Source organism: Bradyrhizobium sp. USDA 372 (genome assembly GCF_053629095.1).
The window spans coordinates 1,347,081-1,360,971 of record NZ_JBRJHR010000001.1; the positions used below are offsets into that span (position 1 = coordinate 1,347,081).

General features: G+C 65.3%; 16 protein-coding genes. 8 read left to right on the forward strand and 8 right to left on the reverse strand.

Features of this window, described 5'->3' with window-relative positions:
* Positions 1-3 precede the first annotated feature (3 nt).
* From AB7M16_RS06650 to AB7M16_RS06670, 5 genes are all read right to left on the reverse strand, one after another.
* A complete protein-coding gene (locus AB7M16_RS06650; RefSeq protein WP_453943437.1) occupies positions 4-1,206 on the reverse strand; it encodes a vWA domain-containing protein in 1,203 nt (400 codons plus the stop codon).
* A 141-nt stretch (positions 1,207-1,347) separates the two neighbouring features.
* A complete protein-coding gene (locus tag AB7M16_RS06655; protein ID WP_172783007.1) occupies positions 1,348-2,271 on the reverse strand; it encodes an AAA family ATPase in 924 nt (307 codons plus the stop codon).
* 61 nt (positions 2,272-2,332) lie between these two features.
* Positions 2,333-3,139: an FAD binding domain-containing protein gene (locus AB7M16_RS06660; RefSeq protein ID WP_172783006.1), complete on the reverse strand. Its 807-nt coding sequence runs from the start codon at positions 3,137-3,139 to the stop codon at positions 2,333-2,335.
* Between the two features lie 27 nt (positions 3,140-3,166).
* A complete protein-coding gene (locus AB7M16_RS06665) occupies positions 3,167-3,652 on the reverse strand; it encodes a (2Fe-2S)-binding protein (RefSeq protein WP_014494194.1) in 486 nt (161 codons plus the stop codon).
* Positions 3,653-3,801: 149 nt separating this feature from the next.
* Entirely contained in the window at positions 3,802-4,248 is a 447-nt protein-coding gene (locus tag AB7M16_RS06670) for an SRPBCC family protein (RefSeq protein WP_036012850.1), read from the reverse strand.
* Positions 4,249-4,420: 172 nt separating this feature from the next.
* Here AB7M16_RS06670 and AB7M16_RS06675 point away from each other — a divergent pair, with 172 nt between their 5' ends.
* The 3 genes from AB7M16_RS06675 (at position 4,421) to AB7M16_RS06685 (ending at position 7,069) form a co-directional block, all read left to right on the forward strand.
* Positions 4,421-5,776: a 3-carboxy-cis,cis-muconate cycloisomerase gene (locus AB7M16_RS06675; RefSeq protein ID WP_453943438.1), complete on the forward strand. Its 1,356-nt coding sequence runs from the start codon at positions 4,421-4,423 to the stop codon at positions 5,774-5,776.
* Positions 5,777-5,791: 15 nt separating this feature from the next.
* Positions 5,792-6,574, forward strand: a complete 783-nt coding sequence (pcaD, locus tag AB7M16_RS06680) for a 3-oxoadipate enol-lactonase (RefSeq protein ID WP_453943439.1) — start codon at positions 5,792-5,794, stop codon at positions 6,572-6,574.
* Between the two features lie 102 nt (positions 6,575-6,676).
* Positions 6,677-7,069, forward strand: coding sequence for a carboxymuconolactone decarboxylase family protein (locus AB7M16_RS06685; RefSeq protein ID WP_024340834.1), 393 nt, complete (start codon positions 6,677-6,679; stop codon positions 7,067-7,069).
* Here AB7M16_RS06685 and AB7M16_RS06690 read toward each other — a convergent pair.
* Positions 7,031-7,570 (reverse strand): hypothetical protein, encoded by a 540-nt coding sequence (locus tag AB7M16_RS06690; protein ID WP_453943440.1) that lies wholly within the window; start codon positions 7,568-7,570, stop codon positions 7,031-7,033. The two genes, AB7M16_RS06685 and AB7M16_RS06690, sit on opposite strands and share 39 nt — an antisense overlap.
* A 264-nt stretch (positions 7,571-7,834) precedes the next feature.
* Positions 7,835-7,999, reverse strand: a complete 165-nt coding sequence (locus tag AB7M16_RS06695) for a hypothetical protein (RefSeq protein WP_172783002.1) — start codon at positions 7,997-7,999, stop codon at positions 7,835-7,837.
* A 263-nt stretch (positions 8,000-8,262) separates the two neighbouring features.
* Between AB7M16_RS06695 and AB7M16_RS06700 the strand changes: the two genes are divergently transcribed.
* The 5 genes from AB7M16_RS06700 (at position 8,263) to AB7M16_RS06720 (ending at position 13,339) form a co-directional block, all read left to right on the forward strand.
* Positions 8,263-9,180 carry an ABC transporter permease subunit gene (locus tag AB7M16_RS06700; RefSeq protein ID WP_212258057.1) on the forward strand — a complete coding sequence of 306 codons (918 nt, stop codon included), beginning with the start codon at positions 8,263-8,265 and terminating at the stop codon, positions 9,178-9,180.
* A gap of 5 nt (positions 9,181-9,185) precedes the next feature.
* The gene (gene livM / locus AB7M16_RS06705; RefSeq protein ID WP_212258056.1) at positions 9,186-10,505 is read left to right on the forward strand and encodes a high-affinity branched-chain amino acid ABC transporter permease LivM; all 1,320 of its coding nucleotides are present in this window, start codon (positions 9,186-9,188) and stop codon (positions 10,503-10,505) included.
* A complete protein-coding gene (locus AB7M16_RS06710) occupies positions 10,502-11,335 on the forward strand; it encodes an ABC transporter ATP-binding protein (RefSeq protein ID WP_453943441.1) in 834 nt (277 codons plus the stop codon). The genes livM and AB7M16_RS06710 overlap by 4 nt, the downstream gene beginning before the upstream one ends.
* Positions 11,332-12,069: an ABC transporter ATP-binding protein gene (locus AB7M16_RS06715; protein ID WP_212258054.1), complete on the forward strand. Its 738-nt coding sequence runs from the start codon at positions 11,332-11,334 to the stop codon at positions 12,067-12,069. The genes AB7M16_RS06710 and AB7M16_RS06715 overlap by 4 nt, the downstream gene beginning before the upstream one ends.
* 151 nt (positions 12,070-12,220) lie before the next feature.
* Positions 12,221-13,339 (forward strand): branched-chain amino acid ABC transporter substrate-binding protein, encoded by a 1,119-nt coding sequence (locus AB7M16_RS06720; RefSeq protein WP_172782997.1) that lies wholly within the window; start codon positions 12,221-12,223, stop codon positions 13,337-13,339.
* Positions 13,340-13,446: 107 nt separating this feature from the next.
* Here AB7M16_RS06720 and AB7M16_RS06725 read toward each other — a convergent pair whose 3' ends face one another.
* Complete coding sequence (locus AB7M16_RS06725) at positions 13,447-13,833, reverse strand: response regulator (protein WP_453947137.1); 387 nt, start codon at positions 13,831-13,833, stop codon at positions 13,447-13,449.
* Positions 13,834-13,891 lie beyond the last annotated feature (58 nt).

The following is a 13,891-nucleotide window of genomic DNA, read 5'->3' on the forward strand; positions in this document are numbered from 1 at the left end:
CTCTCAAGCTGCGGAGCGGATCAGGCTGCGGTGATGCGGGGGCAGCGGCTGGGAGAGCGTGGTGATCAGCTCCTGGATCGAACTCAAATTATGCACGGGCCGGAATTCGTCAACGTGGGGGAGCATCATTTTGATGCCCTGCGCCTTGGCCTCAAAGCCGCCAAACCGGAGCAGCGGGTTCAGCCAGATCAGCCGCCGGCAGGACCGGTGCAGCCGGTCCATCTCGAAGGCGAGCTTGGAATCGGCCTCCCGTTCCAGCCCATCGGAGATCAGGAGCACGATGGCGCCCTGGCTCAGCACCCGCCGCGCCCACAATTTGTTGAAGTTATGCAGCGAGGCCGAGATGCGGGTACCGCCAGCCCAGTCCTCGACCGACGCCGAGCAGCTCGCCAGCGCCTCGTCCGGATCGCGTTGGCGCAGCGCGCGGCTGACATTGGTGAGGCGCGTGCCGAACAGGAACACCGAGACGCGCTTGCGGGCATCGGTGATCGCATGCAGGAAATGCAGGAACAGGCGAGTGTATTCGCTCATCGAGCCCGAGATGTCGAGCAGCGCGACGATCGGCGCCGGCTTCTCGATCCGCCCGAGGCGATGGAGGTCGATGATGTCGCCGCCGGTGCGTAAAGATGCGCGCAGCGTGCGGCGCAGGTCGAGGCGCAGGCCGCGGGCATCGGGCCGTTGCCGGCGCGTCAAGAGCTCGGCCTGCGGCAGATGCATCCGCTCGACGGCACGGAGCGCCTCGGCGATCTCCGCCGCGCTCATCTGCGCAAAATCCTTCTTCTGCAGGATCTCCTTGTCGGAAACCGACAGGCGCAAATCCTGCTCCTGGTGCTGCGGCGTCTCGGTCATGCGCGGCTGCGACATCGCCTCCTGGACGCGGCGGGCGCCGGCCTGGGGTTTCTTCTTGGCCTCGTCCGGCAGCGGCACCGAGTCCAGCATGTGCTTCCACTCTTCCGAGGCACGGAAGAACAGGTTGAAGGCCTGCTTGAAGATCAGCGCATGCTCGTGACGCTTGACGAAGATCGCCTCCAGCGTGGTGAAGACGTCGGATCGGTTGCCAATGTCGATCACCTGCAGCGCGCTCATGGCATCGATGACGGCGCCCGGCCCGACCGGCATGCCGGCGGCACGCAGCGCGCGGGCGAAGCCGACGATGTTGTCGGCGAATTGCTCGGTCTTTTCGGGGGCAAGGTGGTTGATGGCCATGGTCTATCCTCGCTCCGTCATTCCGGGGCGCGCCACTTGGCGCGAGCCCGGAATCCATTCATCCACCGTCGCCGCTGCCCAATGGATTCCGGGTTCGCGCTGACGCGCGCCCCGGAATGACGAACTCAATCTGACGCGAGATCAATTCTCGCTCGTCGCGTCCTTCAGCACCTTCTGCAGCGTGTCGCCCTGCATGCGGGTGATGTCGTCCTGGTACTTGAGCAGCGCGCCCAGCGTGTCGCCGACCACTTGCGGGGTCAGCGAGCGGGCATCGAGCTCGGACAGGGCGGTGGCCCAATCGATGGTCTCGGCGACGCCCGGCGACTTGTAGAAGTCCTGGTTGCGCAGCGCCTGCACGAAGCGCACGACCTGCTGCGACAGCTTGGCTGAGATGCCGGGCACGCGCGTCTTGACGATCGCAAGCTCGCGCTCGGCGGCGGGATAATCGACCCAGTGATAGAGGCAGCGCCGCTTCAGCGCGTCGTGGATCTCGCGAGTGCGGTTGGAGGTGATGATGACGATCGGCGGGTGCGGTGCCTTCACCGTGCCGAATTCAGGGATGGTCACCTGGAAGTCACTGAGGATCTCGAGCAGGTACGCCTCGAACGCCTCGTCGGCGCGGTCGAGCTCGTCGATCAGCAGCACCGGCGGTCCCGCGACATCAGGCTCCAGCGCCTGGAGCAGCGGCCGCTTGATCATGTAGCGATCCGCGAAGATGTCGCTCGAAAGCTGATCGCGATCGGTGTCGCCGGCGGCTTCCGCCATCCGGATCGCGATCATCTGCGCGGCGCTGTTCCACTCGTAGACCGCGGAAGAGACGTCGAGGCCTTCATAGCACTGCAGGCGGATCAGCTTCCGCCCCAGCGCCGCCGAGAGCACTTTTGCGATCTCGGTCTTGCCGACGCCGGCCTCGCCTTCCAGGAACAGCGGCCGGCCCATGCGCAGCGACAGATACGTCACCGTCGCCAGCGAGCGCTCGGCCAGATAGCCGCGCGACGTCAGGAGTTCGAGCATCGCATCGACCGATGCCGGCAAAGCACCGGAAGAAGTGGCCGCTGAAGTCATGAAAAAGCCAGTCTCGCTACGCCCTCACCGGGACAGGTCTGGACCGAGGAATGAGGTCAGCTCATTCCTTGGCATTGGCGGCATCGACGGCGCGGCGCGTCAGCACGCCGATGAGATGCGCGCGGTATTCGGCGCTGCCGTGGATGTCGCTGTTGAGTCCTTCCGCCGGTACCGCGATGCCCTCCAGCGCCTTCGAGGCGAAGCGCTTCTTTAGGGCCTCCTCGAATGCGGTGACGCGGAACACGCCTTCGGAGCCCGCACCGGTGACGGCAACGCGCACGTCCGACGGACGCCGCGCCACGAACACGCCGACCAGCGCATAGCGCGAGGCCTGGTTGCGGAACTTGACGTAGGCGGCCTTCTTCGGCAGCGGAAACATCACCTTGGTGATGATCTCGTCCGCTTCGAGCGCGGTCGTGAACAGGCCCTGGAAGAACTCTTCCGCCTTGAGCCGGCGCTTGTTGGTGACGATGGTGGCGCCGAGCGCGAGCACCGCGGCGGGATAGTCGGCCGTCGGATCGTTGTTGGCGAGCGAGCCGCCGATCGTGCCCCTGTGGCGCACGGCGGGATCGCCGATTCCGCCGGCGAGATTCGCCAGCGCCGGGATCGCCTCGCCGACGATGGCCGAGGTCGCGACCTCGGCGTGCTTGGCGGTGGCGCCGATCACCAGCGAGCGGCCCTTCATCTCGATCGTGTTGAGCCCCTCGATGTGGGAGAGGTCGACCAGATGCGGTGGGCTCGCGAGGCGCTGCTTCATGACGGGAAGCAGCGTGTGACCGCCGGCGATCACCTTGGCGTCCTCGTTCTTCACCAGGAGGTTGGCCGCCTGGCGCACGGTGCCGGGGCGATGATATTTGAATTCGTACATTTGAATGTCCTGATCGCGGGGTGCGCGTTACGCGAGATCGGATTTCGCCATCGCCTTGGCGCCGGCGGAGATCGACGCCACGATGTTCTGGTAGCCCGTGCAGCGGCAGAGATTGCCTTCGAGCTCCTCGCGAATGGTGTGGTCGTCGAGCTCGTGGCCCTTGCGGTGCACGATGTCGATCGCGGTCATGATCATGCCCGGCGTGCAGAAGCCGCACTGCAGGCCGTGGTGCTCGCGGAAGGCCTCCTGCATCGGATGCAGCGGCGCGCCGTCGGCAGCGAGCCCCTCGATCGTCTTGACCTCGTGACCGTCGGCCATCACCGCAAGCGTGGTGCAGGACTTCACGGCCTTGCCGTCGAGATGCACGACACAGGCGCCGCACTGCGAGGTGTCGCAGCCGACATGGGTGCCCGTCAGCCGCAGATTCTCGCGCAGGAATTGCACCAGAAGCGTGCGGGGATCGACGTTGGCCGTCACAGGATTACCGTTCACGATGAGGGAGATTTTTGCCATAAGCACTCTCTATCAGCGCCCCAACGGGTCCCGTCGAAGCGGTTCTTATAATTATTCCAACCCATCATATGGGCCATTATGCCCCGGGGCAACATCGCCCAGGGCGCAAGGCGCCATGCCGAAGGCGCTATGCTAAAGGTATTGGACCTTCAGCCCTGCACCGCCTTGGCGAAGTTCGCGAAAAATTCGTCGGCCAGCTTCTTGGCGGCGCCATTGATAAGGCGTTGGCCGAGCTGCGCCAACTTGCCGCCGATCTGCGCCTCGACGTCGTAGGAGAGCAGCGTGCCGCCGTCCTTCTCGGCGAGCTTGACGGCCGCGCCGCCTTTGGCGAATCCGGCCACCCCGCCCTCGCCCTCGCCGGAAATTTTGTAGCCGTTCGGCGGGTCGAGATCGGACAGCGTGACCTTGCCCTTGAAGCGCGCCGACACCGGTCCGACCTTCATTTTCGCCGTCGCGCGGAAGCCGCCGTCGTCGGTCTTCTCCAGCTCCTCGCAGCCGGGGATGCAGGCCTTCAGCACCTCGGGATCGTTGAGCTTGGCCCACACGGCCTCGCGCGGCGCCGCAAGCTGGACTTCGCCGTTCATCGTCATGGCCATGAGGGTGCCTCCCGGATCGCGCAACTATAGTGCTGATCAAGTAACGCAGCGACGCGGCAAAGAAAAGGCCGGCGCCCGGTCACGTGCAATGCATATTCGCAACTGCAAAATGACGTGTGCGGGCGGTGGGGGATTGGCAGGGCCGGGCCATGATGATTAGGTCGCGCGCAACATGAGCACATCCATCTCCCCCCTGCTCGCACCGATGCTGTCGAGCGCCGCCATGCGCGCGATCTGCGACGATCGGTCGACCCTGCAGAACATGCTCGATTTCGAGGCAGCCCTGGCACGCGCCGAGGCCGCCAGCGCGGTGATTCCGGCATCCGCCGTCGGACCGATCGAGGCGGCATGCAAGGCCGATGGCTTCGACCTCGCCGCACTGGCGGAGGCCGCGACGGGATCGGGCAATCTCGCGATTCCCCTGGTCAAGATGCTGACCGCCAATGTCGGCAAGAATGACGCGGAGGCCGCGCGCTACGTGCATTGGTGCGCGACCAGCCAGGACGTCATCGACACCGCGACCATGCTGACGCTGCGCGCCGGCATCGCCGCATTGGACGCCGACCTCAGCCGCGCCATCAAGGGCTTGGCCGCGCTGGCGCGCAGCCATCGCAATACCGCGATGGTGGCGCGGACCTGGCTCCAGCACGCGCTGCCGATGCCGTTCGGGCTGAAGGCCGCCGAATACGCCTCGAGCCTTGCCCGCGCCCGCTGCCGCCTGCGGCGGCTCTCCCGCGAGGGCCTCGCCCTGCAATTCGGCGGCGCCGCCGGCACGCTCGCTGCGCTCGGCGACAAGGGGCTCGCGGTGGCCGAACGGCTGGCGCAGGAGCTGAACCTGCCGCTGCCGGAGGCGCCCTGGCATACCCATCGCGACCGCATCGCCGAGGCTGCATCCTGCTTCGCCATTCTGGCCGGCAGCTGCGGCAAGATCGCGCGCGACGTCTCGCTGCTGATGCAGACCGACGTCGCCGAAGCGTTCGAGCCGGCCGGCGAAGGCCGCGGCGGCTCCTCGACCATGCCGCACAAGCGCAACCCGGTCGCCGCCGCGAGCGCGCTGGGCGCCGCGACCATGGCCCCGCAGCTCGCCGCGACGATTTTCGCCGCCCAGGTGCAGGACCATGAACGCAGTGCCGGCCCCTGGCACGCCGAATGGCCGACGCTGCCGCAATTGATGCTGGTCACCTCCGGCGCGTTGGCTGCCGTCGTCGACATCGCCGAGGGTCTCGAGGTCGATGCGGCGCGCATGCGCAGTAATCTCGATGCGACGCACGGGCTGATCATGGCGGAGGCCGTGACCTTCGCGCTCGCCGAAGCCATCGGCAAGAGCGATGCACATCATCTCGTCGAGGCCGCGAGCAAGCGCGCCGTCGCCGAGAAGAAGCATCTGCGCGAGGTGCTGTCGGCCGATTCGCAAGTCACCGCGCACCTTACGCCGGAAAAAATTGCGGCATTGTTCGAGCCGATGGCCTATCAAGGGGCGTCACAGGCGTTGATCGACCGGCTGCTCGACAACCTCGATCAAGATTAGGAGTGGAGACGCCGCATGCCCATGATCGATGCCGACGGATGCCTCCTCAACGTCTCCGTCGAAGGCCGCGACGGCGGGCCGACCTTGATGCTGTCGAACTCGCTCGGCTGCACGCTGCAGATGTGGGAGCCACAGGTGAAAGCGCTGACGCAGGTGTTCCGCGTCATCCGCTACGACCGCCGCGGCCACGGCAAGTCGAACGTTCCGCCCGGCCCCTACACGATGGAGCGCTTCGGCCGCGACGTGCTCGCGATCCTCGACGATCTCAACATCGAGAAGGTGCATTGGTGCGGCCTGTCGATGGGCGGCATGGTCGGGCAATGGCTCGGCGCTAACGCGCCCGAAAGGTTCGGCAAGCTCATCCTCGCCAACACCTCCTGCTATTATGCCGAGCCGACCCGATGGCTGGAACGAATCGAGGCGGTGAAAAAAGGCGGCATCGCCGCGGTCGCCGACGCCGTGATCGCGGGCTGGCTCACCCAGGATTTCCGCGAGCGCGAGCCTGCGATCACCGCAAAGATGAAATCGATGCTGCTGGCGTCCCCCGTTGAAGGCTATCTCGCCTGCTGCGAGGCGCTGTCGACGCTGGACCAGCGCGCGCTGCTGCCGAAGATCAAGAGCCCGACGCTGGTGATCGCCGGCCGCCACGACGTGGCGACGCCGATCTCGGCGGCCGAATTGATCCGCTCCAACATTCCCGGCGCCAGCATGACCATCATCGACGCCGCGCACATCTCGAACGTCGAGCAGCCGCATGCGTTCACGGATGCGGTGGTGGGGTTCCTGACGCAGCGCTGATCTCACAACTCGTCATTGCGAGCGCAGCGAAGCAATCCAGACTGCCGCCGCGGAAATATCCTGGATTGCTTCGCTGCGCTCGCAATGACGAAGGAGGAAACAATGGACGACCAGAAGCGCCGCGATGCCGGCATGAACGTGCGCCGCAAGGTGCTGGGTAATGCCTGGGTCGACAAGTCGATCGCGAACCGCAATGCGTTCAACACCGACTTCCAGGACCTGATCACCCGCTACGCCTGGGGCGAGATCTGGACGCGGCCGCATTTCGACGAACGCACGCGGCGCGTGCTCGTGATCGGCACCATGGTCGCGCTCGGGCAATGGGACGAATTCCGCCTGCACGTGCGTGCGGCGCTCGCCGAGGGCGGCTTCACGCCCGACGACATCAAGGAGATCCTGCTGCAGCAGGCGATCTATTGCGGTGTGCCGGCGGCGAACCACGCCGTCAAGGAAGCCTCAGCGATTGTGCAGGAGCTCGGCCTGCTCAAGACCTAAAGGCTGAATATTCGGCGGCGCGGCGGCCTCGGCCGTCTTCGGCGCAGCCGCCGGCTTCTCGATCACGACCACGATGGCCGCACCGAGCAAGAGCAGAAGCTCGGTGGCGTGCAGCCGAAGCGCGGCCAGCTCGCCGACCTTCGAGGCCATCACCATGCTGGCAAAGGAGATCAGGCTGCCGATCGCCAGCGCAATACCGAGCGCCTCGTCACTGCCGCCGCCCTTGCGGGTTCGGGGAATGCAGAGCAGCACGAGATAGATCGCGAAGAACGCCACCACGGTCAGCCGTCCGAGCGCCAGCAGCCAGGCGGCACGCACCGTGTCCATGCCCGCCATCTGCAGGTGGTCGCTCAGATACAGCGCCACCGCGACGCTCGGCCGCTCGTAAAGGCCGTGCACGGGCGCAACAATGATGTTGAAGGCGACGAGGCTCCATACGGGAATGAAATAGGCCGCCAGCAGCGCGCCGTTGACCGAGCCGATCCGCCAGTTCCTGAACATGCCGCTTCCCGCCTGGTTTGCCGCGCCTTCGATGGAAGGCGGCGGTCATGCCGGAGCTAACTCGCATCAGACTGTGGCGGCAATTTAAACCCTTTGTTTACCTTAACTGCCTGCTCCCGTGGCGTCATTCGGGTGCGCAGCCCCAGACCCGGAATCTCGAGATTTTCGGGTTCGGCTCTTCGAGTCGCCCCGGAACGACTCTTCAATAAGAAAAAGGCCCCGCCTCTCGGCAGGGCCTCACCCTCTTACTTCTGGGCTCCCAAACTACTTGTCCTGCTGACCCTGCTGGCCCGGGCGATCACCCTGGCGCATCGGATCGTTCTGCTGCTGCTGTCCGGGTTTCTGACCGCCGCCCTGCTGCTGCCCGGGGCGCTGCTGGCCGGGGTTCTGGTTCTGCTGACCCGGATTCTGGTTCTGCTGCTTCGTCATTCGGGGAAACTCCCTTGTTGGACGTCAGAGGGAAGACAACGGCCCGCATCCACTTTGGTTGCCTGCGGAACCCGGTTCCTCGCAGGTGCGGGAACCCGGCGGCAAAATGATCTCTGTACAAGCCTTAAGGCGGAGACCGGGCCAGTTGCAGCCGCCAGTTCCCTCCTGTTACAAAACCATGTGAACGCTCAAGGGCTGCCGGGGCCCAAGAACTCTCTGCAAGAGCTCCCTTTGAGCCGCGTCAAGTTTGGGTACGGCAGCTTATGGATTATTTCGCCCAGCAGCTCATCAACGGCCTCGTGCTCGGCTCCATCTACGGCCTGATCGCGATCGGCTACACGATGGTCTACGGCATCGTCGGCATGATCAACTTCGCTCATGGCGACGTCTTCATGATCGGCGGCTTCATCGCCCTCATCACCTTCCTGATCCTGATCTCGCTCGGCCTCACGGCCGTTCCCGTGATCCTGCTCGTGGTGCTGCTGGTGTCGATGGCAATCACCGCGCTCTATGGCTGGACCATCGAGCGCATCGCCTACCGGCCGCTGCGCCATTCCTTCCGCCTCGCCCCGATGCTGTCGGCCATCGGCATGTCGTTCGTGCTGACGAATTATTCGCAAGTGGCGCAAGGCGCCCGCGTCAAGCCGATCCCGCCCTTCATCACCGGCGGCTATACGCTGCACGAGAGCGCCGACGGCTTCGTGATCCAGCTCTCCAACATCCAGATCATGGTGGTCCTCACCACCATCGTGCTGTTGGCGATCTTCACCTGGCTGGTGTCGCGCACCCGGCTCGGGCGCGACATGCGCGCCTGCGAGCAGGATCAGACCATGGCGGCGCTGCTCGGCGTCGACGTCGACCGCACCATCTCCATGACCTTCGTGATCGGCGCCGCGCTCGCCGCCGTCGCGGGCCTGATGTACCTGCTGTATTACGGCCTGGTCGACTTCTTCATGGGCTTCGTCGCCGGCATCAAGGCCTTCACTGCCGCCGTGCTCGGCGGCATCGGCTCGCTGCCCGGCGCCATGCTCGGCGGGCTCGCGATCGGCCTGATCGAGACGTTCTGGTCGGCCTATTTCTCGGTCGAGTACAAGGACGTCGCGGCGTTCTCGATCCTGATCGTCGTGCTGATCTTCATGCCGACCGGCCTGCTCGGCCGTCCCGAAGTCGAAAAAGTCTGACGCGCGTGACAGCTCCCTCGACCCACACGACCAAACCTGCAACGGGCATCCCCGCCCTCCTCAAGACCGCCTTCATCAACGCAGTGATCGCGCTGGTGCTATTCTCGCTGATGGTCGGCATCCGCACCGAGGCGGGCTCCGACGGCCAGCTCACTTACTGGACGCGATTCGGCGAGCTCGCCTCCCTCGTCGCCGCCGTGTTCGGCGGCTCGATCGTCATCGAGCTGCTCAGGCAATGGATCGGCCCGGCCGGCACCGAGAAGCTGGTGCCACCAGCGGTGCAGAAGGGCATGTCGCTGGTCGGCCGCTACCTTGCACCCGCGCTGCTGATCTTCACGCTGCTGGTGCCCGTCATCTTCTATAACCAGCGCTACATCCTCGACCTCGCCATTCTCGTGCTCACCTATGTGATGCTGGGCTGGGGCCTCAACGTCGTGGTCGGGCTCGCCGGCCTGCTCGATCTCGGCTACGTCGCCTTCTATGCGGTCGGCGCCTATTCCTACGCGCTGCTCGCCACCAATTTCGGCTGGTCGTTCTGGATCTGCCTGCCGCTCGCCGGCATCCTCGCCGCATTCTGGGGCGTGCTGCTCGGCTTTCCCGTGCTGCGCCTGCGCGGCGACTATCTCGCCATCGTGACGCTCGCCTTCGGCGAGATCATCCGCCTCGTCCTGATCAATTGGCAGAGTCTGACCGGCGGACCGAACGGCGTATCCGGTATTCCGCGTCCGACCCTGTTCGGCATTCCGCTGAGCAACACCGACGATGGGCTGGCCGCCATGCTCCGCATCGAGTATTCGCCGACCCACCGTATCGTCTTCCTGTTCTATCTGATCCTGGCGCTGGCGCTGCTCACCAACTGGGTGACGATCCGCCTGCGCCGGCTGCCGATCGGGCGCGCCTGGGAGGCCTTGCGCGAGGACGAGGTCGCCTGCCGCGCGCTCGGCATCAACACCACGACGACCAAGCTCACGGCGTTCGCGACCGGCGCGATGTTCGGCGGCTTCGCCGGCGCCTTCTTCGCCACCCGCCAGGGCTTCATCAGCCCGGAATCCTTCACCTTCCAGGAATCGGCGCTGGTGCTCGCCATCGTCGTGCTCGGCGGCATGGGCTCGCAGCTCGGCGTCGCGCTCGCGGCGCTGACCATGATCGGCGGGTTCGAGCTGTTCCGCGGCCTCGAGACCTATCGCATGCTGGTGTTCGGCTGGGCCATGGTGCTGATCATGATCTGGCGGCCACGGGGCCTCGTCGGCCATCGCGCGCCGACCGTCTATCTGAAGAAGGCGCAGGCCATCTCCTCCGACCTCGTCAAGGAAGGCCACGGATGAGCGGCGAACGGATCCTCAACGTCGATCAGCTCACCATGCGCTTCGGCGGCATCGTTGCCGTGCAGGACCTGTCGTTCGCGGCGGAGCGGCACAAGATTACGGCGCTGATCGGACCGAACGGTGCCGGCAAGACCACCGTGTTCAACTGCATCACCGGCTTCTACAAGCCGACCGGCGGCGCCATCCGCCTCACCCACGATGACGGCAGGGAAATCGCGCTCGAGCGGCTCAACGACTTCCGTATCGCCAAACAGGCCAAGGTCGCGCGCACCTTCCAGAATATCCGCCTGTTTCCCGGGATGACCGTGCTCGAAAACCTGATGGTGGCGCAGCACAACATGCTGATGCGCGCCTCGGGCTTCACCTTGCTCGGCCTTGTCGGCGCGCCCGCCTATCGCGACGCCGAAAAGCGCGCGATCGATCTCGCCACCGACTGGCTGAAGCGGGTCAACCTGCTCGACCGCGCCGACGATGCGGCCGGCAATCTCGCCTATGGCGATCAGCGCCGCCTCGAGATCGCGCGCGCGATGTGCACCGAACCTGCACTCCTGTGCCTTGACGAGCCGGCTGCCGGCCTCAACGCACGAGAGAGCGCCGCGTTGAACGAGCTCCTGCTTTCGATCCGCAACGAGCTGGGAACGTCGATCCTCCTGATCGAGCATGACATGTCGGTCGTGATGGAGATCTCCGACCACATCGTGGTGATGGATCACGGCGTGAAGATCGCACAAGGCACGCCGCGCGAGGTGCGCGACGATCCCAAGGTGATCGCCGCCTATCTCGGCGCCGACGAGGAAGAGGCCATGGCCGTCATGGAGAGCGGATCGTGACGGCGGCATCCCCCCTGCTCGCGATCCGGGGCCTGCGCGCGGCCTACGGCAAGATCGAGGCCTTGAAGGGCGTCGACGTCGACATCAATTCCGGCGAGATCGTCGCGCTGATCGGCGCCAACGGCGCCGGCAAGTCGACGCTGATGATGACGATCTTCGGCAAGCCGCGCGCCCGCGCCGGGCAGATCCTGTACGAGGGCAAGGACATCACGGCCGTCCCGACCCACGAGATCGCCCATTTGCGCATCGCGCAGTCGCCCGAAGGCCGCCGCATCTTCCCGCGCATGAGCGTCGCCGAGAACCTCCAGATGGGGGCTGACGTCACCGAGAGCACGCCGGCGGAACGGGAGAGCACGCTCGAGCGCGTGTTCGCCCTGTTTCCCCGCCTGAAGGAGCGTTTCGCCCAGCGCGGCGGAACCCTGTCCGGCGGCGAGCAGCAGATGCTGGCGATCGGCCGCGCCTTGATGAGCCGCCCTCGCCTGCTCATGCTCGATGAACCCTCGCTGGGGCTCGCCCCGCTCATCGCGCGGCAGATTTTCGACGCCATCCGCACACTGAACCGGCAGGACGGCCTGACCGTGCTGATCGTCGAGCAGAACGCCAACCATGCCCTCAAGCTCGCCCACCGCGGCTATGTCATGGTCAATGGCCTGATCACGCTGGCCGGCAGCGGCGCCGAATTGCTGCAGCGCCCCGAGATCCGCGCCGCTTATCTGGAAGGCGGCCGGCACTGACCGGCCCCGCCCTGCGCGAGAATGCGGCTAGATATCTTGACCTATGCCCGTATTTTGCCGGTGACTTCTCCTCGAATTCATTCAAGAATGGCGCCGGTTTGAACCGGGCATGCCCGGCAACTTCCACAGGCGACCACCCGCGAGGTATCTCATGAAATCACTGAAGCTCATCGGTCTAGCATTCGGCGCATCGCTCGCGCTGTCGAGCGCGGCATTCGCGCAGGATGTCACCGTCGCAGTCGCAGGCCCGATGACCGGCGGCGAGTCCGCCTTCGGCCGCCAGATGAAGAACGGCGCCGAGATGGCCATCGCCGACATCAACGCCGCCGGTGGCGTCAACGGCAAGAAGCTCGCGCTCAACGCCGAGGACGACGCCTGCGATCCGAAACAGGCCCGCTCGGTGGCGGAAAAGATCGCCGGCGCCAAGATCCCGTTCGTCGCCGGCCATTTCTGCTCGTCGTCTTCGATCCCGGCCTCTGAAGCCTATGCGGACGGCAACGTCCTGCAAATCACTCCGGCTTCGACCAACCCGCTCTTCACCGAGCGCAAGCTGTGGAACGTGGCGCGGGTGTGCGGCCGCGACGACCAGCAGGGCCTGATCGCCGCGCAATACATCGCCAAGAACTACAAGGGCAAGAACATCGCCATCCTCAACGACAAGACCACCTACGGCAAGGGACTTGCGGACGAGACCAAGAAGGCGCTCAACAAGGCCGGCATCACCGAGAAGCTCTACGAGAGCTACAACAAGGGCGACAAGGACTTCAACGCGATCGTCTCGCGCCTGAAGAAGGAGAATGTCGAGCTCGTCTATGTCGGCGGTTACCATCAGGAAGCCGGCCTCATCCTGCGCCAGATGCGCGATCAGGGCCTGAAGACGGTGCTGATGTCGGGCGACGCGCTCGCCGACAAGGAGTACGCCTCCATCACCGGTCCCGCCGGCGAAGGCACGCTGTTCACCTTCGGTCCCGATCCGCGCAACAAGCCGACCGCGAAGAAGATCGTCGAGGCGTTCAAGGCCAAGGGCATCGATCCGGAAGGCTATACGCTCTATACCTACGCTGCGCTGCAGGTCTGGACGCAGGCGGTCAAGAAGGCCGGCACCACCGACGCCAAGAAGGTCATGGAGACCATCAAGGCCGGCAAGTGGGACACGGTGCTCGGCCCGATCGAAATTGACGCCAAGGGCGACCTCAAGCAGATCGACTATGTCGTCTACAAGTGGGACGCCAAGGGCAATTACGCCGAGCTCGGCGCCAAGGGTTCTTGATCAAGGGTTCCTGATCAAGGAAGCTCGTCGGGGATCCCGATCAGCGATCCCCGAAGGCTCTGCCATCGCGACCGCGCCCCGGCTTGCCGGGGCGTTCTTTTGCCCGGTCAGACCGCGGCCGAGATCTCGCCGCCCGCCGCGGCCTGGGCCTTGCGGAGCGCTTGCAGCAGATCGTTCGGCCGAAACGGCTTTTGCAGGCAGGCGACGTTGGCGAGGTGGGGCGATTGGTCCATGAAATCGAGCGCCGTCATCCCGGATACCGCAATCACGGGCAGCGCCGGCGCGCGCTCGCGCAGGGCCGTGATGACATCGACGCCATTGGTATCGCCGAGGAAGATGTCGACGATCGCCGCGTCAAAGGGGCTTTCCGCAAAGGCCTTCAGACCCGCCGCGCCGCTTTCGGCCTCCACGACCTCGAAACGATTGACCCGAAGCACGATCGCGATCATCGCACGGACGTCCTTCTGGTCGTCGATGATGAGCACGCGTGGCATCGGAGCAACTCCCGATCTCGAAACCAAAATCGCCTGTTTCAAACCTGGAACCCGCCGC

What these genes read in the sequence shown, in the direction of transcription:
- AB7M16_RS06660 (WP_172783006.1), bottom strand. Translation starts at nt 3,139, where the DNA reads ATGTACGAATTCAAATATCATCGCCCCGGCACCGTGCGCCAGGCGGCC.
- AB7M16_RS06655 (WP_172783007.1), bottom strand. Translation starts at nt 2,271, where the DNA reads ATGACTTCAGCGGCCACTTCTTCCGGTGCTTTGCCGGCATCGGTCGAT.
- AB7M16_RS06675 (WP_453943438.1), top strand. Translation starts at nt 4,421, where the DNA reads ATGAGCACATCCATCTCCCCCCTGCTCGCACCGATGCTGTCGAGCGCC.
- AB7M16_RS06670 (WP_036012850.1), bottom strand. Translation starts at nt 4,248, where the DNA reads ATGGCCATGACGATGAACGGCGAAGTCCAGCTTGCGGCGCCGCGCGAG.
- AB7M16_RS06710 (WP_453943441.1), top strand. Translation starts at nt 10,502, where the DNA reads ATGAGCGGCGAACGGATCCTCAACGTCGATCAGCTCACCATGCGCTTC.
- AB7M16_RS06650 (WP_453943437.1), bottom strand. Translation starts at nt 1,206, where the DNA reads ATGGCCATCAACCACCTTGCCCCCGAAAAGACCGAGCAATTCGCCGAC.
- AB7M16_RS06665 (WP_014494194.1), bottom strand. Translation starts at nt 3,652, where the DNA reads ATGGCAAAAATCTCCCTCATCGTGAACGGTAATCCTGTGACGGCCAAC.
- AB7M16_RS06700 (WP_212258057.1), top strand. Translation starts at nt 8,263, where the DNA reads ATGGATTATTTCGCCCAGCAGCTCATCAACGGCCTCGTGCTCGGCTCC.
- AB7M16_RS06690 (WP_453943440.1), bottom strand. Translation starts at nt 7,570, where the DNA reads ATGTTCAGGAACTGGCGGATCGGCTCGGTCAACGGCGCGCTGCTGGCG.
- AB7M16_RS06685 (WP_024340834.1), top strand. Translation starts at nt 6,677, where the DNA reads ATGGACGACCAGAAGCGCCGCGATGCCGGCATGAACGTGCGCCGCAAG.
- pcaD (WP_453943439.1), top strand. Translation starts at nt 5,792, where the DNA reads ATGCCCATGATCGATGCCGACGGATGCCTCCTCAACGTCTCCGTCGAA.
- AB7M16_RS06725 (WP_453947137.1), bottom strand. Translation starts at nt 13,833, where the DNA reads ATGCCACGCGTGCTCATCATCGACGACCAGAAGGACGTCCGTGCGATG.
- AB7M16_RS06720 (WP_172782997.1), top strand. Translation starts at nt 12,221, where the DNA reads ATGAAATCACTGAAGCTCATCGGTCTAGCATTCGGCGCATCGCTCGCG.
- AB7M16_RS06695 (WP_172783002.1), bottom strand. Translation starts at nt 7,999, where the DNA reads ATGACGAAGCAGCAGAACCAGAATCCGGGTCAGCAGAACCAGAACCCC.